20 protein-coding genes are annotated in these 15,723 nt (G+C 50.2%); 10 read left to right on the top strand and 10 right to left on the bottom strand.

The features are described from left to right. Nucleotides 1-85 precede the first annotated feature (85 nt). A complete protein-coding gene (locus tag RLO149_RS05240; RefSeq protein ID WP_013961033.1) occupies nt 86-406 on the top strand; it encodes a hypothetical protein in 321 nt (106 codons plus the stop codon). 32 nt (nt 407-438) lie between these two features. Here RLO149_RS05240 and RLO149_RS05235 read toward each other — a convergent pair whose 3' ends face one another. Together RLO149_RS05235 and RLO149_RS05230 are read right to left on the bottom strand one after the other, a co-directional pair. Next, a complete protein-coding gene (locus RLO149_RS05235) occupies nt 439-855 on the bottom strand; it encodes a hypothetical protein (protein WP_013961032.1) in 417 nt (138 codons plus the stop codon). A gap of 11 nt (nt 856-866) precedes the next feature. Continuing rightward, nucleotides 867-1,373 carry an antirestriction protein ArdA gene (locus RLO149_RS05230; RefSeq protein WP_044025547.1) on the bottom strand — a complete coding sequence of 169 codons (507 nt, stop codon included), beginning with the start codon at nt 1,371-1,373 and terminating at the stop codon, nt 867-869. Between the two features lie 386 nt (nt 1,374-1,759). Here RLO149_RS05230 and RLO149_RS05225 point away from each other — a divergent pair, with 386 nt between their 5' ends. After that, nucleotides 1,760-2,881: a Fic family protein gene (locus RLO149_RS05225; RefSeq protein WP_245538127.1), complete on the top strand. Its 1,122-nt coding sequence runs from the start codon at nt 1,760-1,762 to the stop codon at nt 2,879-2,881. Between the two features lie 163 nt (nt 2,882-3,044). On the opposite strand, the gene RLO149_RS05220 is transcribed toward RLO149_RS05225, so the two are convergent. Further along, complete coding sequence (locus tag RLO149_RS05220) at nt 3,045-4,619, bottom strand: ThiF family adenylyltransferase (RefSeq protein ID WP_013961029.1); 1,575 nt, start codon at nt 4,617-4,619, stop codon at nt 3,045-3,047. Further along, complete coding sequence (locus RLO149_RS05215) at nt 4,619-5,833, bottom strand: CBASS cGAMP synthase (RefSeq protein ID WP_013961028.1); 1,215 nt, start codon at nt 5,831-5,833, stop codon at nt 4,619-4,621. The genes RLO149_RS05220 and RLO149_RS05215 overlap by 1 nt, the downstream gene beginning before the upstream one ends. 153 nt (nt 5,834-5,986) lie before the next feature. On the opposite strand from RLO149_RS05215, the gene RLO149_RS05210 reads away from it, so the two are divergent. Further along, entirely contained in the window at nt 5,987-6,577 is a 591-nt protein-coding gene (locus RLO149_RS05210) for a Cap15 family cyclic dinucleotide receptor domain-containing protein (RefSeq protein WP_013961027.1), read from the top strand. Between the two features lie 181 nt (nt 6,578-6,758). Here RLO149_RS05210 and RLO149_RS05205 read toward each other — a convergent pair whose 3' ends face one another. Further along, nucleotides 6,759-7,379 carry a recombinase family protein gene (locus RLO149_RS05205; protein ID WP_013961026.1) on the bottom strand — a complete coding sequence of 207 codons (621 nt, stop codon included), beginning with the start codon at nt 7,377-7,379 and terminating at the stop codon, nt 6,759-6,761. 459 nt (nt 7,380-7,838) lie between these two features. Between RLO149_RS05205 and RLO149_RS05200 the strand changes: the two genes are divergently transcribed. Beyond that, complete coding sequence (locus RLO149_RS05200) at nt 7,839-8,444, top strand: hypothetical protein (RefSeq protein ID WP_044025217.1); 606 nt, start codon at nt 7,839-7,841, stop codon at nt 8,442-8,444. Here the strand turns inward: RLO149_RS05200 and RLO149_RS05195 are convergent. The 5 genes from RLO149_RS05195 to RLO149_RS05175 form a co-directional block, all read right to left on the bottom strand. Further along, the gene (locus RLO149_RS05195; protein WP_013961023.1) at nt 8,441-9,418 is read right to left on the bottom strand and encodes a coiled-coil domain-containing protein; all 978 of its coding nucleotides are present in this window, start codon (nt 9,416-9,418) and stop codon (nt 8,441-8,443) included. The genes RLO149_RS05200 and RLO149_RS05195 overlap by 4 nt on opposite strands. A gap of 260 nt (nt 9,419-9,678) precedes the next feature. Beyond that, the gene (locus RLO149_RS05190; RefSeq protein ID WP_044025216.1) at nt 9,679-10,179 is read right to left on the bottom strand and encodes a hypothetical protein; all 501 of its coding nucleotides are present in this window, start codon (nt 10,177-10,179) and stop codon (nt 9,679-9,681) included. 52 nt (nt 10,180-10,231) lie between these two features. Beyond that, the gene (locus RLO149_RS05185) at nt 10,232-11,224 is read right to left on the bottom strand and encodes a M48 family metalloprotease (protein ID WP_044025215.1); all 993 of its coding nucleotides are present in this window, start codon (nt 11,222-11,224) and stop codon (nt 10,232-10,234) included. Nucleotides 11,225-11,236: 12 nt separating this feature from the next. Next, nucleotides 11,237-11,575 carry a hypothetical protein gene (locus RLO149_RS05180; protein ID WP_013961020.1) on the bottom strand — a complete coding sequence of 113 codons (339 nt, stop codon included), beginning with the start codon at nt 11,573-11,575 and terminating at the stop codon, nt 11,237-11,239. Continuing rightward, nucleotides 11,575-11,844 carry a hypothetical protein gene (locus RLO149_RS05175; protein WP_013961019.1) on the bottom strand — a complete coding sequence of 90 codons (270 nt, stop codon included), beginning with the start codon at nt 11,842-11,844 and terminating at the stop codon, nt 11,575-11,577. Before RLO149_RS05175 ends, RLO149_RS05180 begins: the two co-directional genes overlap by 1 nt. 79 nt (nt 11,845-11,923) lie before the next feature. On the opposite strand from RLO149_RS05175, the gene RLO149_RS05170 reads away from it, so the two are divergent. The 6 genes from RLO149_RS05170 to RLO149_RS05145 all read left to right on the top strand — a co-directional run bounded on the left by RLO149_RS05170 (nt 11,924) and on the right by RLO149_RS05145 (nt 15,621). Then, the gene (locus RLO149_RS05170; protein WP_013961018.1) at nt 11,924-12,505 is read left to right on the top strand and encodes a hypothetical protein; all 582 of its coding nucleotides are present in this window, start codon (nt 11,924-11,926) and stop codon (nt 12,503-12,505) included. 124 nt (nt 12,506-12,629) lie between these two features. Beyond that, on the top strand, nt 12,630-12,929 hold the full coding sequence (locus RLO149_RS05165; RefSeq protein WP_013961017.1) for a hypothetical protein: 300 nt from the start codon (nt 12,630-12,632) through the stop codon (nt 12,927-12,929). A gap of 44 nt (nt 12,930-12,973) precedes the next feature. After that, the gene (locus tag RLO149_RS05160; RefSeq protein ID WP_013961016.1) at nt 12,974-13,261 is read left to right on the top strand and encodes a hypothetical protein; all 288 of its coding nucleotides are present in this window, start codon (nt 12,974-12,976) and stop codon (nt 13,259-13,261) included. Nucleotides 13,262-13,436: 175 nt separating this feature from the next. After that, nucleotides 13,437-13,628 (top strand): hypothetical protein, encoded by a 192-nt coding sequence (locus RLO149_RS05155; RefSeq protein WP_013961015.1) that lies wholly within the window; start codon nt 13,437-13,439, stop codon nt 13,626-13,628. Nucleotides 13,629-13,653: 25 nt separating this feature from the next. After that, entirely contained in the window at nt 13,654-13,851 is a 198-nt protein-coding gene (locus RLO149_RS05150) for a hypothetical protein (RefSeq protein ID WP_013961014.1), read from the top strand. 138 nt (nt 13,852-13,989) lie between these two features. Continuing rightward, nucleotides 13,990-15,621, top strand: coding sequence for a type IV secretory system conjugative DNA transfer family protein (locus RLO149_RS05145; protein WP_044025213.1), 1,632 nt, complete (start codon nt 13,990-13,992; stop codon nt 15,619-15,621). Nucleotides 15,622-15,723 lie beyond the last annotated feature (102 nt).

Genomic DNA, 15,723 nt, shown 5'->3' with positions numbered 1-15,723 from the left:
CGTCCTTTTGTTGGGCGGACTCTACACAAATCTGGAGGAGTTTTAGGGGCGCAGGTCAGAAGGTGTACCCTTCGGCAACGATGTCGTGATCACAAGCGTCGGCGAAGCGGAAATTGGCAACATAGAACTTGTGAAGGCTGACGACGAAGTTTTCATCAAAGTGAGTGGAACCATCGAAATCGAAGTTTCTGGGTTCATGGACAAGCACGATTATTATCGTGCGATGGAAGCCGGGCTAAACGTTTCTGTCGATGATGCTGATTGGAACGATCATGTTATGGCGGTCAGCACGTATGTGGACACGGAATTTGAGGTCAGGCTCTTCTATTCGTCCGAAAGCAAGGATATAGCTGGCTGCGAGATTTCCTTGCCGCAAGAAATCGAGGACGATTGGCCTTACAAATAGGTCTGTCTAACATCATCAATCAACCCTTCTGCCTAACGTCCAAACAAATCCAGCTGCTGTGCAGGCAACCCGTCCAAGGTCTTGAGGTTCGCAAAGCCGTTGTAGATGTGGTTGTGCTTAAGGCTCATGGATGTGTGTATGTCTGCACAACATGCGCCATTTGGTGCGGGGTGGTTGCGTCTATATTTCCGCAATTCCCGCACGCAGCGGCGGTAAATTGAAACATCACGTTTTAAGTCAGCGATGAGCTTAGAGCGCATGGCGTGGATCGCGCGTGTACGCTGCGGTTCAGATCTGCGCCCGATGGCTTTTATGTCTGCTGCCAGATAGCCCTCGTAATTATCAGAAAGAATGGAGTCCCTGATGTCTTTGAGCTTTGGGACGGCACCGCCGAGAAAATAGTACCATGGGTGCCCTGCGCTGTATCTTTGGTGAGAGAGTTGTGTCATGTCGCCCTCCCTTAAGATGCTCGATAGATTAGGTTTTCGCCCGCAATGACGGTCTCGCTGTATTCCACAGACAAATCACGGGCGATTGCGTCATAGTCGATGTAGAATTGCAGGCTTTCGGGGATGTCGCCAAACAGGCCTTCGTCGACAAATTGCTCCGCCAGTTCTTGCATGCTTCTGACGTAGTAGATGTCTATGCCGTGACGGTCTGGTTCTACATCGGGGTCAAAATCATAGCCGCATTCGCCAACGGCAATGATAACCAGTATTTTCTGCCAGTCTTCCCATGCTTCGACGCAGGTCAAAAAGTCGCGAAAGTTGCCTTGATTAATGCCGATGGCTTTTGCCAACTCACAGTCAATCTGCTCTCCGTCAATGAACTGGATTTCAAACTCTTCGACAGAATCGCCGGAACTGTTGACCAGTTTTATGGCCTTCTCTTCAAATTCGTCCGTTGTGTCAAAGTAGAAGCCCTGAGCTGTGATGTCATAAGGCGGTGCATGAAGGGTAATTGTCATTGTGATCTCGCTTTCCTTTGGATCAAAGGCGGAGCCGACCATCAGCCCCGCGCTTGAACCTCTGCCCAGCGGCGAGCGTCCCAATAAAAAGCCGCGATAAAGCGCGGCTGGGACGTCTCGATCAAACTTTCCGGGAATGGGCCAATTGTCTTCTCGGGAGACCGCTTGCGGCGGAAGATGATTGACGCACAGCCCTTGGGCGTTCCCGGATTTGATGTAAGCTGGGAGAACAGGTTCCAAGCATGCCAGGGCATGCGCTTTCAAGATGGCGGCGAGCGTGCCGCCTCATCCTTTTGCGCAAGGGATTGAAGCCGGATGGCCGGGACTACAGGCCCGGTTCACGAAAGCCCGACCTGCAAGGCAGGTGCGCCCACTTATGGATGTTTATGGGTATAGTTTTGGATATTTTCCTACTAAACTTGCCTTTATGGGTATTTTTGGATATATTTTTGGGTATGACCTTGAACATAGAAACTATCAATATCACGCCCGAAATCCTTGCTATCATCGCTGAGATTGATGAATTCAAGGGCGCATGGAAGGCTCTCGGAACGCTCGCGCCGGAGCGCTTATCTGCGCTGCGCCGCGTGGCCACTATTGAAAGCATCGGCTCTTCAACTCGGATAGAGGGCAGCAAGCTCTCTGACAGCGATGTCGACAAACTGCTATCCAACATTGAGATCGAAAAATTCGACACGCGCGATGAACAGGAAGTGGCGGGATACGCCGAAGCAATTGAAACGGTCTTTGCAAGTGCAAGCGTTATCACGCTCACTGAGAACCACATCAAGCAACTTCACCGCGATCTCTTGCGCCATTCTTCAAAAGACGAGCGGCATCGCGGCGAATACAAGACGCAGATCAATCATGTGAGCGCGTTTGATGCGGATGGCAATGAAATTGGCGTGGTTTTCCAGACCGCATCGCCCTTCGACACGCCCAACCTTATGGCGGAACTGGTGAAGTGGACGAACACAACGCTGGAACAAAAGGCCCTACACCCTTTGCTGGTAGCCGCTATTTTCACGGTCGTCTTCTTAGAAATCCATCCGTTTCAAGACGGCAATGGCAGGCTGTCACGCATTCTGACGACGCTTATCCTGATCCGTAGCGGCTACGAGTATGTGCCTTACAGCTCACTAGAAAGCGTTATCGAACAAAGCAAAGAAGGTTACTACCTCGCCTTGCGCCGTACACAAGGCACCATCCGAACGGACAGTCCAGACTGGCAACCTTGGCTCATGTTTTTCTTGCGTGCCCTGCAACAGCAAAAAGCACGCCTTGAGATCAAAATGAACCGTGAGAAGTTGCTCATGCAGCAATTGCCGCCGCTCAGCGTTGAGATCGTTGATCTCGTCAAAAAGCATGGCCAACTTAAACTTGCACAGTTTGTCGAACTTACTGGTGCAAACCGCAACACGGTGAAGAAACATTTAGGCGTTCTTGTTGCCAACAATCAATTGTCAAAACAAGGTGTCGGTAAAGGAACCATCTACGTTCTGGTATAAGTGAGCAAAAGGTGACCGACGATCAGACGCTGCCCTTACTGTTTTGTTGTGAGCTTAAAGCACCCACCTCACTAACCGCTCGACCAGAAGCTGCGCATGCGGGGCATTTCTTAGAACGAGAGACAGATTTCCAAGGCACGCCTTGGGATTGGTTCGGGACGACCTATACTGTCCGTAAATCGCCCGAATATCCATCGCTAAAAAAATCAGCGACGTGCTGTGATGCCAAAGCAGCGGCGCTTAGCGAAGCCGAGACACCAAAAGGAGTGAACGTGCCATATGCGCAAGCCCGGATCGCAAGCTTCGCCAGCGCAGCATCTGGCTTTACTGGTGAATTTTGCCAAGCGCCCGTGAACTCAGGCTTCAAGCATCTAAAGCAAGCTTTCTCCGAACCGCGTGTGGATAAATACGTTTGAGCTGCAGCGCCGTTGCCAAAAATCAGCGCATACAAGATTGGCGGAAAACTCCCCATCTTGGCATCGCAGGATAGCGCGTGGGCATTCAACGCATCCGAAAATGCTTGTTCACCTGTGGCATCAACCACGATGTCATATGCAGTAAGTCGGTCGAACGTGCTTTGCCCGGAGGTGCTCACCGCATTTACTTCAACATCGGGAAAGTCTGTTTTTAGGGCTTCAGCTAAAGCCTTCGCCTTGCTTCTCCCAAGATACTTCGAGCCAAGAATATGTCGGCCAAGATTCTCAGGTTGGAGCGTATCTTGATCAATGACTAAAAGACGTTGTTCAAAGCCAGCGCCCAGCTGAACAAGGCTCCGGGCCAGATATCCGCCGATGGTTCCGGCTCCAATAAGAGCGATCCGCTTGCCTTTGAGCGGAGGTGTCCCGTCGAGGTTTCGCGCTGTAATCTCCTCTGACGTAGCCAGCTTTCCCTTAAATCTGTCTAGAGAGAGCTGTGCAGCCTTTGACTTCCAAAGATCAGGAATTGCGTTCTTCCGAAAGCCCTTCCGTTCGGCCTGTTTGATCAAGCCAGATTTCTCGATCTGAAACCCGATGATTGCGTTTGGTGCTGCAACAACCAGTGCGGGTAGCGGCTTGCCTCCTGTGATCACCACGTCAAGTAAAGCTGTGCTGGTATGCACTTGAGGTTCTAGCCATTCAACGACCTTCTCAAAGGTCTTGACGGTGCTTGGCGGAGGCCGGATATCGCCTACGGCTTCGACAACTGGCGCAGAAAAGAATTTTTTGAACTTTCCGCCAGCATCGTTAGCCCAACGCTGCATGCGCTTCTCGGTGCATCCGCCGATCAAGCATTGTGGTCCAACAGAAAATTCACAGACACCAAAAACCAGTGCTTTGTTGTTCCTAGGATCATCAATGAGGTGATAGCACGTCATACTCCAATATGACGCGAGCTCAGCCATGTATTCTGCTTTCGGGTTGCTGTGAAGCAATACAGCCAGCGTTGCTTCTGCTTGTTTGACCACGGCCATGATACTGCGATCCGGCGCATATCGGTCCAAAAGTAGCGTATCAGGGTTCGCGTAACATAGCTGCGCCCCTTCCATCATATGCGCAGTCAGGCGGCTCGGTAGGGCTTCCTCATTCAAGACCCGCACAATTGGCCGCGCCAGGAAATCATAGTCAGGTATCTCGATTTCGAGCTGTACACTGACCTTCCCGACCTTAACGAAGCCCTCATAGGCATCAAACCGACGGGTCATTGTTGGCGCAAACCCGATTGCCTCAAGTGCGCCACGCACCTTTGTCGGCGCGTCCATCAGCCGGATACGGTACGCCGAACCTGCGGAAGTGCGGAAACAGGGGCGATTTTGACGGGAGCTGATACTTCGCCGGGAACAGACATGTGCGCTTTTACGAGATCGGGGCGGTTCGGGACACGTCCGCCCAATGCATTGCGAAGTCGCTCGACAGTGATTGAGCTGTGAAAGTGGCCGTTGAGCGCTGTATCGACATGTTGTTCGAGTTGTTCGATCTCAGAGATGATCCTGCGACGCTCAACGTCATCCCAGGCATTCAAGACAGACCGTTCCTCAAGAACTGGGTTTAATACGTCTCCACGTAACATTTCCGGTAGCGCTTTGGCGATGGATAGAAAGGCTTCATCGTCACGGTTGTCTTTCGCATCAACCATTCCGCTCCGGTAGGCGTTGGCGGCACAGACCATCAATAGGATTGATGTCGGCCCTCCGGTGTCAAAGGTAAAATCCCGCCACCCTTTGAGATAGCGGCATTGCCTGCGAAGGCCGGAAAACCGCGAAAAATGATCCTCGAACCAATCATGCAAAGCACGGGGATCGGAATGGATCCACCCCAATTCCCTATGCGCCAGCATAACACGATCCGTTGGGATTCGCAGGTGCGGAAATCTCTTGAAGTAGTTAGACATGTCGTCCATTGCCGAATTCAATGCAATACCAGTCGTGTCAGCAAATGCCATAGCAAGCGCGATAAATTCTTCATCTGGGATCGCATAAAGCGGGTAGTCGATGTGAAGTTCTGGCGATAACTCGACTCTAACGCAAGTTGCTTTCTTAACAATTTTCCAACCATGTAAATCGCAGAGTGGTTTAATCGCTCGCTCAGCCAGCGCGAAGTATTTCTCTGATGCGATGCCCGGAGAATCGTGATCGAGATAAGATGTCTTCACGTAGACGCCGGTATCACGGTCGCATTGTTGCGGCGGTAGAAATGCCGGATGGACTGCAGTTTTATAAGCCATGCCGCCTTGAAGCAAAAACTTAAGCTCAAGTGATGGCGCGGTTTGCTTTTGATCGCGAAATGCGTCGGATGCAAACGCCATTACGTTACCCTGTTTTACGACAAGTTCCGCCGCTGACCGCATCGCGGCGCGAAGCTGTTTGTCATCGCTTCGCAAAGCCTCCGCTTTGTCGTCAGGAAGCAAAATCGCTTGATGGTAGGATGCCGAGACATTCGCCCCGACAAACAGTGCATGTGCGTTCATGTAGGTCATGGCTGAATCCAAACAGTGACTTATTACATTCCATGATATAGCATAAGAAGGTTCGCGCCAACCAACATCTAGGGGGTATCCACAATGTATAAAGTTCTTTAGCGAACTAGGCTTGCTTGGGTTCTCTGCTTTCTGGTGGCAATCAGCTTTCCAATGAACTTTGCCTTTTTTCAGCCTCAATCTGATCCTAGCAAATGGCCTCGGACACTAACGGCGACACCTGGCACTTTTGGGCTGCTGATCGGGTTTCTTGGAGCAACGCCTACATGGCGCTGGTTTTGGAAGAAGTTCCCCAAACTAAACGAGTGGGTCTTTCCTGATCTTAACGGTGAATGGGAAACAGTCATGATGTCGAACATTTGCGTAATGGCGGAGAGCCATCCCGATTTTAAAAATGCCGACACCGACAAGATTTCGTATGAAATCTCGGGGAAATTCACCATCAAGCAAAACTGGTTTCGAATTAAGATTCTTTATGACGCGACAAACAAATATACAAAGTCGCGCACGCTGGTAGTCCAGCCCAAACGTGATGCTGATAAAGACTGTTTCAGCCTAGCTTACATCTATGTTGCCGAAACCATAGCGCCACAAAAAACCGATGAACAGCATCACTTCGGGGCCGCAATGCTGGAGGTCAACCCGGACTGGCAAGTGTTGTCAGGGCCTTATTGGACGAACCGAAACGCACAGAAGGGCCTAAATACTGCTGGCACTTTGGAGGCCAAACGTCTGTCACAGTGATGGCCGGGGGAATGCAACAGGGGGCGGCACGCCCCCTTTGCCGAGGACGGCGCAGCCGCCCGCAGCCAAGATGCGCGGTACTACCACCGCGCACATCTTGCGTAAGCCAGAATTTCTTAGTGAGGTATCAAATCAAGCAGGTATTACCCGGTAACACCACCGCCGCCTGAAAAAGCATCGCCTAAGCCGCCCTATCCAAACCAACCCTGCGGATGCCTCTTTGTATGGTGCTTTCTGATACGTCGAACCTTGCAGCTATTTCTCGGATCGATTTGCCATCTTGATGCACGCACCGATGCGCTTCGATAACGTCATCATCAGATAGCAGATGTGGCCGACCAATCTTCGATCCACGTTCCCGTGCTGCCTTTAATCCAGCCATGGTATTCTCGCGGATCAGATTGCGGCTAAATTCCGAGACCGCTGCGAACACATGGTAGACCAGCTTGCCGCCCAGTGTCGTTGTATCGATACCTTCGGTCAATGAGCAAAACTGGATGCCCTCATTGTCGAGCCGCGAAATGAGATCGGTCAAATGCAGCACCGACCTGCCCAAACGATCCAGCTTGTAAACGACCAGCGTATCGCCCTCACCGAGGGTATTGAGAGCCTCATCCAAGCCCGGCCTATCTGCTTTCGCGCCAGACACACCATGATCATAGTAAATCCTTGCACAGCCCGCTCGTTGCAGAGCATCAAGCTGCATATCCAGTTTTTGATTTTCGGTAGACACGCGGGCATAGCCAATCAACTGCCCATCGGGCAGCAATGGAGACAAGGGCGAAGGCCACATCACAGTCATAGTACGCTCCGTTTGGGGGTAGCAAAACCGATCCTTTTTGACCGTTTATCATTTTGATACCTCCACTGCCGTGCCGATGTCGCCAACACCTTGGAAAACAAGGTGTGACCCCATATTTGTATTTTCATAACATTCGTCATCTATATCCTAGTCACTAACCATCGGATTTGATTGAAACAAATGCTGGCTTCGCTGCCAAGTTTTCAGGCCATCACGAAGCGTTTTTTCCACTGAATTCTTCGAGTCGAAACGCCGACAGAAAGGCCAAACGAGGCGGTGCGTTTCGATATGCTATTTTTGATAGACGAAAATGCATAATTGATGGCTTGACAGGTAAGATAGCTTCAAAAAAGCTTGCAAATACGCAAGATTTTGCCTATATTTTGTTCCGCGGCGCATAAGAACAACAATATGCTGCAGAGGTGTGTGTCCGAAACGAATAAAAATTCGAGGACACGAATGGCAAAAGCCAGACAAACAAGTGCGATTTTTGGTGCGGTAACGGGCGCAGTGCTTTCGGCTGCCGCTGTGCTGTCGCCAACTGCATCCTTCGCGCAAGAGGCAACGCCAGTAGCGCAACCATTTGATGAATCTCTGTGGACACAAGAAACCTGGGAACTTAAAAAAGCTAGAGAAGCAGCCGGGCTTCACGTCAAATCCGCCGAAAATACCGTAGCGATCCTTTTTCACGTTGGGGATGATCTTCGTGCGCGCGCGCAAGCTGCCGCTGAAAAACACAACGTTTCTGCTGAGCATGCCCTGCAAGTGATGCTGAACCATATTGCAGAAGACTATACCCAGAAGTTTGATAGTCACGGCCTTGAGGCGAGAATGTTCTCCAGCACAAATCTGGATTCTAGAGCAAGTGGCCTTACATATATTCTCAGGATACGAGGAAGCGACAACGAAATTGGGTCAATTTCATATGAAGATGAAAGCGGGAACCCACTTCTAAATTTGGCGGAGGCCAATACCGAAATAGAGCGTGTTGCTAGAGCTGTCGCATATCTCAATCAACAAGCATCACTTGATACAGGTGAGCCTGTTCCAAATTTTGGTGGTTAACCCATTCCATTGTTCAATTTGAAGTCAATATTGCTTGCTAACTCAGTGTCTTTCGTCGTCACGGGTGGGGATGCTGCGGAGAACTGCTTGCCGAAATCATCGCTTGCGAAGTCTAAAGCGCTGTCATCACCAAACAAATCATCCAACGCGGCGTTAGACTGCTCAGCGTTATGATCGGATGAATACTCGTCGTTCCTAAAGTCTTCCAAAAAACCAAATCCATCTGCCTTCACGGCAACTGTCTGTGTTACATCAGAAACTACATCGGCTTGCTCCCATCCCTCACTCGAAGACTCGGCAGCCTTTGCTCTTTTGTCTTCAAGGCTCAGCCCAAGATCGTTGTCGATTTCCTTGATATCATTTACGATGTCATCACGTCGGCGGTTCAACCCATCCAATTGTCCTTGAAGGCCATCGCGCTCATTCCTGAGCGAACTTCCATGCGTGGCAAGAATTGCAGCCAAAGCATCAGCGGCTTCGGGATCGTTGGGGTCAATTGTCTTGCCGCTTTTGCGAAGTGCTTCGATCACTTCTGGGTGTTGGAGCGCGTCCTCGACTGACAATGAGCCTTCTTCTAGTCCATCGATAAGACTATCGACTGCCTCAATGCGTTCGTTTAGTTCGTCAATTTGGCCTACCAATTCAGCAATCTGAATATCAATAGCTGCTAGGTCATCGAGAAGCGCTTGTAACCTTCTCGCCTCACGGGCTTTCTTCTCTTGTTTCTTTTGGCGTTCCTCGTTCATTTTGGAAGCTGTTGCGCTGTCCGCACCGCGCAACGCCGCGCCGAGTTGCTGGGTATCGCCCATGTCCATTTGAACCTGAATGCCGCGCTTCAGGCCTTCATTTACCAGCGTTTCAGGTTGGGTCTCGTCTGGAGCTAATACAACTTTGGCCTCGCCAATAAACGCGCCTAATGTAAGCGTAGCTTTGAATTGTTGTTTGAGCGCCCCTGGCTCTTGCAATGCAGTCATTTCTTATTCCCCACACACGCGTCCAGTTCCTCGTTTATTCGGGTCGGATCGGTATGTTCGCGTTAAGTATGACCCGAATTAATTAACATTATGGAATTATTAATTCGAATTTTATCTAATTTTTACAATATATTAAATGATTTCTAGTAACGGTTGTATTTTATCAATAATTGATAGCTTTACACAATTATAGGTAGTAAATCGAGATGCAAACGCTCTAATCGTAAGGAATAAGGCACCAAATTTGATTTTGGTGAGGCTCAATCACCCCAGATATTCATGGCTTTTCGAATAAACCTGAGGTGAGATAGCAAAATCAAACTCTCGCGCCCTCTGGCTAATCTCTTGAGCTTGTTTTCGGTTAGACCTTCGGGCGCTGATGCATCGCCCACAATGAGCTTTCGAACGGAGGTGGTTCGCGCCGATAGGAAAACCTGCAACTCATCATCTACGCCGTCTGTAATTAAAACAAGGCGTCGTTCGTTCGCATCGCACGGCAACTCGGATTCAAATACGATGCTTCGATAGGCCTGCGTGACAGCGACAATGTTTTCAGCGTGCGCGCTGCGAGATTTGCCGCTCATCCATGCTACGATCATCCCTGACGTCAGATTTGATGTTGCCCCGACGAGATCGAGAGATTTAGCATATTGAAAAATCTTCGCCGCGCCAAAGCCAGTGCGTTCTTTCTCCGCTATGAGTGCGTCTAACGTATCTTGGGAAATCTCAATTCTGGTCGTTTTTCGTGGCAGCATATACATCGAGCATAGCATATTGGTCGCCGCGTTTCACGCATTTGAAAACATCGTAAAATCAAGTGAGCAACCACCATTCCAACTTGGTTGCCAGAAGACCTCCGATCAACGAACCGGGCCCAACAATGAGGTGAACGATCAAGCTATAACGAAAGCGCCCCAACAGCTTGAATGCAAGCATGGTCAACACTGACAGAACCACTCCAAAATTGATCAACATTACAAAAAACGGCCAAACGCCAGTGGACATTAGCTCGGGCGGCGCAGAAGGAACCCCCTCGGTAATGGCATCAAATTGCCCCAAAAATACGATTACATAGAAAGCCGTTGCAAGGAGTAACCAGTTAGCGACTGCAACAGCAGTGCAAAATCCAAGACTTGCCCGCCAACCACCTTGCTCAAATGAATACATCGCCGAAACACTTATAGCGCCATATGCGGCACAAATGGGCAAAACAATAAGTAAAATGAAGATTGGCACAAACCAGACGGGGAAACTCTCTGCTTGGGAAGCAAAAGAATTCAGAGCCATAAAGACAAAGTAACTGAGGGCAGCCCCGCCGGTGACGAAGACTAGCGAACGAAGCACTTCTGAATGAAGTCGATAATTTGAAGCAAGCCTATCATCTCGCAACGCGTCGGCTCGGCGCTTGAAACTTGGGTGGGTAAACGATCCCACCATGCGATCCAGCCCTGAAAACCACCACGTATTATTCCGAATTTCACGGCGCAATGACCTACGCATCCAGTCATCGACAGCCTCTCTATTTAAAGCGCGGCTTTCTCTGTCGGCTCTAAATTCTCGCGCATGGAGGCTTTGTCTAATCCAAAGGAGAAAGAAAACAGGGAAACCAATCAATCCCAGAATTGCCGTTATTGTTCCATTGAAGGACGTTTCAGCGGCCACCCCAGACAATACATTTGAAAGCAATACAAATGTGGCGATCAGAGAATACACGACGATAAAAAATGTTGTGATCCCAAAGATGCCGACGAAATGAAAAAATTTGGCGTCTCCGTTTTTGATGTGAGCATATTCGTGCCCTATCAACGCCTTCCAATCCTAATAGTGCCCCGCCAAATCCTGTTCATTGAAAATGATGTATTTGCGGAAGCCGAGATCGACGGCGCACGTAACGGCCCCCGCGCCCGCACGAATTCTTACACGATCATCACCGATTATTTGGGCAATGTCTGGCCGCTTAATTGGCTTGGACGCTTTCAGGGGGGCAAAGATGACTGTTGTGACATACCAGACGAGTGGCCCAAGAGTTATCAACGCGGCCAAAATGGAGCTAGCGTTGGCGATGCTCGGAACAGAAATAAAGAGAATTGGGATGAAGAGTGCCGTCGCAAGGCCGTCGATGGCTTGTTGCGGTGTCGTCGCTATTTTCTGACGCATCAGGTGGCTATATGTATATGGGCTTGATTGCCGAACATTGATCTGAGAGCGGCCTGAATCTCCGCAATTTCAGCATCTGACTTGGTCTCTTTGAGAGAGATCGTGATCTCAGGCAAGCGACCGTTGCCTGCTGCAAACACTGATGTCCCAACACTTTTTCCCTGCACAGCGTCAGGATCAACCAGATTCCCCAACTCGCCATCAAGAATGCGGTCATAAACCTCTCTGAGATCATAGTTCCCCTCGGCAGTGATCGTCATTTTCTGCACAGCAACGTCCTCGAATCTTGGCCTTTCCTAATTTCTAGGCGATAAACGCCGAAAGAAACAGAAGGGCTGAGCAGTTTCGATGCACCTAGCGTTCGTAAAAATCGCAAAAACGATTGAAGGCATAGCCGCGCATCTCGGGCTTGACGTAACCGCCAAGTGGGATGAGGTCGATGGCACACTTCGCGGAACATTGGTAGCAAAGCACCCTTCTGGGACTTCTGCTGACTCCCAAAAGAAATTGACCAACTTGATCTTCAAAGCTCAAGAGTTCGCGACCGCCAACAGCCTCACCGTGGATAGTACTTCCGGCGGCAGTGACAGTGACTCTTTCATTATTTTACAGATAGTTAGCGACATAGATTTGGACCAAATCGTCAAATCTGGTAAACTTGACTCTTATTGTAAATCTTTAATTGATTTTTTTGAGCACGAGTTGACCGAACGAAGACAAAAACGCAGCCGAAATGAACTACCGGACCCCGACAGGTCCCCTCAAGCACATGTTAATCGAAACCCACGAGCCACAAAACAGTTCAAAACAGATGTAGACCCCGAACTTTCTGAAAGAATTGATGCCTTTCGGCAAGCAACAGGCATGAGCAAACGGGAAATTACAGAAGCAGCACTCCAAGCCTATCTTGATCAGCAAGAACCAAAATAACCTATCCACCTTATTGACATATTATGGCGTACGCCATAATTATGAGTAAGACGTTTCGCTAAGATTCGAAAAACTCAAAGCCCTCGAGAACCATCGTTCAGAGGGCACTAGGAAGGTGCGCCAAATGGATACATTATGGACAACAACGGCACTGACTGGCGCAATGGCGCTCGTGAATGTCATGGGAACCGCGTCTTTAAAAGTTTCGGCTGAGCCAAATAAGCAAGCCTACTTCGCAGCCGGAATAGTTGCCTACATCATCGGCGCAACTCTTTTTGTCGCACTTCTCAAAGAACACAGTGTAGCGGTGCTCGCCGTCGCCTCCACAACACTTCAACTCGGCTTGATGATTTCCCTATCAATCTGGTTGTTCGAAGAGAAAATTAATTTAGTTCAAGGCTCTGCCATGTTTGTGCGGTTGTAAGCGCATCCATTGCGATGCTCGCAGCTTCAAACTGAGGGGTCGTCATGCATCAATCTCCTCAACGCGGAAGCTCAGGGCTGTCCGCTGCCTTTAACCCTCTTGCCACCCTTTCGGCACTCTTCGGCGCAGTCTTTGTCGGCCCTTCGATCTGGCCAGCTATTGAGCCGACTGTCTGGCAATCCCTGACGAGCCAATACGATCACAACACCGCGTTCTGGCTGGCATGGTGCATCCGCATCGGGACCTTGCCACTTGCTTTTACACTCATCCGTCTTGCGCTTCTCATCGGGTTTACAAGCCTGACAGCGTTTACGGCACGAAGGCTCATGTGAGCTGTTACTCGAAACCATGAAAGGAAAATATCATGGCACGATTTGCGAAGATAACCGTCAGAAAAAGGGGGCCAGATTATGGAACGGGGATCGCCATTGTCATCATGCTTGGCTTCATTGTGGCTGCCCTTTTCGGCCACGTACCAGCCTGGCTTCAATAGAGCAAGGAAAGTTCATGAGAGGTAGAAAACACTTAACTGCAAACGAGCGTTTCAACAACTTTGGCCTTGGCACCGTCGGCCTTGTTGTCGCATTCATGATCGCAAAATATGGCAACTTCGAATGGAATATTGCAATTTCCTTCGTCGTTGGACTGGTCGCATTAGGCGGCATTTTTCGTGGCCTCTTTGGCTTCGACGAAGTTTAACCCCTACTATCACAAAGGAAAAATTATGGAAAAAATGACAAAACATCACTCCGCTCTTGAGCGCGTCGGTTTGTTCTTCGGCGGTCTGGGCTTTGGCTATCTTACTCTCTTGGCACTTGGAAATTACAGCGGCGGCGGTGCGGCGCAGGCAGGGATTGCCTTGTTTGCATTGTGCTCGCTGGGTGGCTTTTACGGTGCCTTTGTTGGCAAGCAGTCGATCTAGAAAATAAGAAAGCGATCTCGCAAGATTTCTCGCGAGATCGCCCAAGATATCAACCAATAGTTTGGCTGGGAGCGGTGCGCCAACACCAACCCCAGCGCCTTCTCCCAAACATCGGGACAAAACGCAAAAAGAATTCAAATGATAGACATGGAGAGCCACCGACATGGGTCGGCGGGTTTTTGTGATGCGCGCATGCGCCGAAAAGCGGGGTTAAACCGCTCGAACGGCGCATTTGTCGGCATTGATGAAGCTGGGCGCGTATGCCGAAGTGATCAGCAATCAGCAATTTTGCTGTGTGGCGGCGCGAGATCGGGCAAAGGAAACCTCATTACAAGATGGCTTGTTGACGGGGCAATCGGTGACAAGAACGGCTCGCACAACATCATAAATATGGATTGGAAAGGTCAGGACAGCCCCATTGCGAGCCTACAAGTCACGCAGGGGGGCAGGATTTATACGTTCAATCCCCGCCGCAAACGTGATCAGCCGTCGCATCACATAAATCCTTTGTCACACTTAATGGCCAGTTCGCCGACACTCGTAGCAGACGCGCTTCTTAGTTCAGCAAGCTGGATACCTTACACTGATCCCAAGGCAGCATACTTTGAAGGCATGGCGCAAAAGTTAAATGCCGCTGTAAGCATCTCTCTGGTTCGCAAGAATGGCAATGTCACTTTACCTGAGATAGCGGACAAAGTCGCAGGACTCGGAACGGCCACAGAAGAGTGGCTGGACATGGAGTATGAAATCTCCATACAGCCAGAACCCGAAATTCGCGAGATTGCGACTGACCTCAGAAAACTGCGCGAGGGCAACTCTGATGCGGGCGGGTTTGCGGGCATCAAAAACGAAATTGCACGCAGCTATACTTGTCTCATGGACAGCCAAATGCGGGATGCATTATCGCCGCCATTTGACTTTTGTTTTTCTGACCTGACACGCGAAAACAGCCCACCTGCAATGGTCAGCATCATGGAAGACCTGGAATATGCAGAGGTCAGCGGGCCTGTAATTCGTGCGCTCTATACTTGCGCTTTGGTCTTCAAGCGGCGCGCACCGACGGCCCGCCCGCAGTTTTGGTGCCTCAATGAAATTGGCAATATCGGCGCGTGGCCACTGGCGGAAACCTTGGCCACGATTTCGGCGGGGTTTGGTATACGCACCGCCTATGTGGTGCAGTCCACGCGCCAACTCGAAAACCTGAAACGTGGCGCAAGCGAAGTCATTCCAAATTCATGCGGCACCGCCATTTACATGGGAACACGCTCCACTCAGCAAGCAGCGTTGATCAGTCGACAACTTGGCAAGATTACACTCAGTTTTGATGATATCACGACGCAGACACGCGCCCGCGCGGCAAAGTCAAAAGCCATGCTCGACATGGTACTCCATTATGCCGACCCCATCAACGCGGCGATGACAGCGGCACATCAAGATCAGCTCATAAATCATCAGCAAAAAATGGCGAGAGAACTGCGCTCCGTTGACGAGGTCATCAACGAAAAAAATGACCGCGCCTACGTCTTTATGCCCGGTGTTCTCGAACGTCCCTTCTACGCGCAGATTCCGAAATACTGGACTTGTCGAGACCTCGCCGGGAAATACCTTGGCGACCCTTTTCACGCCAAGCCCGGCACAGTCGAAATTGCGACATGGCTAGGCCAGCGACACCGCAAAATCATCACCGAACCCGTTCCACCCCAATATGCCGACTGGCCGCAATACCGTGACAGTGGCCAATGGTCTTACGTGAAAGGATACCGACCATGAGAAAGAAACATGCCGGAAATGTATATGCAGATTCGATGGTACCCCTACTATCTTTGTCACACCAGAGGATGTGACAGCTATGGCAAGTCTCTGCCACGGGAC

The sequence above is a fragment of the Roseobacter litoralis Och 149 genome (assembly GCF_000154785.2).
GTDB classification, from domain to species: domain Bacteria; phylum Pseudomonadota; class Alphaproteobacteria; order Rhodobacterales; family Rhodobacteraceae; genus Roseobacter; species Roseobacter litoralis.
Note: the sequence above shows the minus strand (reverse complement) of the source record. Positions and strands in the feature narration are given on the sequence as shown.

Bases quoted from the DNA above. Each gene is read 5' to 3' on its own strand.
- RLO149_RS05235 (WP_013961032.1), bottom strand. From the start codon at position 855: ATGACACAACTCTCTCACCAAAGATACAGCGCAGGGCACCCATGGTAC.
- RLO149_RS05230 (WP_044025547.1), bottom strand. From the start codon at position 1,373: ATGACAATTACCCTTCATGCACCGCCTTATGACATCACAGCTCAGGGC.
- RLO149_RS05225 (WP_245538127.1), top strand. From the start codon at position 1,760: ATGGGTATAGTTTTGGATATTTTCCTACTAAACTTGCCTTTATGGGTA.
- RLO149_RS05220 (WP_013961029.1), bottom strand. From the start codon at position 4,619: ATGGACGCGCCGACAAAGGTGCGTGGCGCACTTGAGGCAATCGGGTTT.
- RLO149_RS05215 (WP_013961028.1), bottom strand. From the start codon at position 5,833: ATGACCTACATGAACGCACATGCACTGTTTGTCGGGGCGAATGTCTCG.
- RLO149_RS05210 (WP_013961027.1), top strand. From the start codon at position 5,987: ATGAACTTTGCCTTTTTTCAGCCTCAATCTGATCCTAGCAAATGGCCT.
- RLO149_RS05205 (WP_013961026.1), bottom strand. From the start codon at position 7,379: ATGACTGTGATGTGGCCTTCGCCCTTGTCTCCATTGCTGCCCGATGGG.
- RLO149_RS05200 (WP_044025217.1), top strand. From the start codon at position 7,839: ATGGCAAAAGCCAGACAAACAAGTGCGATTTTTGGTGCGGTAACGGGC.
- RLO149_RS05195 (WP_013961023.1), bottom strand. From the start codon at position 9,418: ATGACTGCATTGCAAGAGCCAGGGGCGCTCAAACAACAATTCAAAGCT.
- RLO149_RS05190 (WP_044025216.1), bottom strand. From the start codon at position 10,179: ATGTATATGCTGCCACGAAAAACGACCAGAATTGAGATTTCCCAAGAT.
- RLO149_RS05180 (WP_013961020.1), bottom strand. From the start codon at position 11,575: ATGCGTCAGAAAATAGCGACGACACCGCAACAAGCCATCGACGGCCTT.
- RLO149_RS05170 (WP_013961018.1), top strand. From the start codon at position 11,924: ATGCACCTAGCGTTCGTAAAAATCGCAAAAACGATTGAAGGCATAGCC.
- RLO149_RS05165 (WP_013961017.1), top strand. From the start codon at position 12,630: ATGGATACATTATGGACAACAACGGCACTGACTGGCGCAATGGCGCTC.
- RLO149_RS05160 (WP_013961016.1), top strand. From the start codon at position 12,974: ATGCATCAATCTCCTCAACGCGGAAGCTCAGGGCTGTCCGCTGCCTTT.
- RLO149_RS05155 (WP_013961015.1), top strand. From the start codon at position 13,437: ATGAGAGGTAGAAAACACTTAACTGCAAACGAGCGTTTCAACAACTTT.
- RLO149_RS05150 (WP_013961014.1), top strand. From the start codon at position 13,654: ATGGAAAAAATGACAAAACATCACTCCGCTCTTGAGCGCGTCGGTTTG.
- RLO149_RS05145 (WP_044025213.1), top strand. From the start codon at position 13,990: ATGATAGACATGGAGAGCCACCGACATGGGTCGGCGGGTTTTTGTGAT.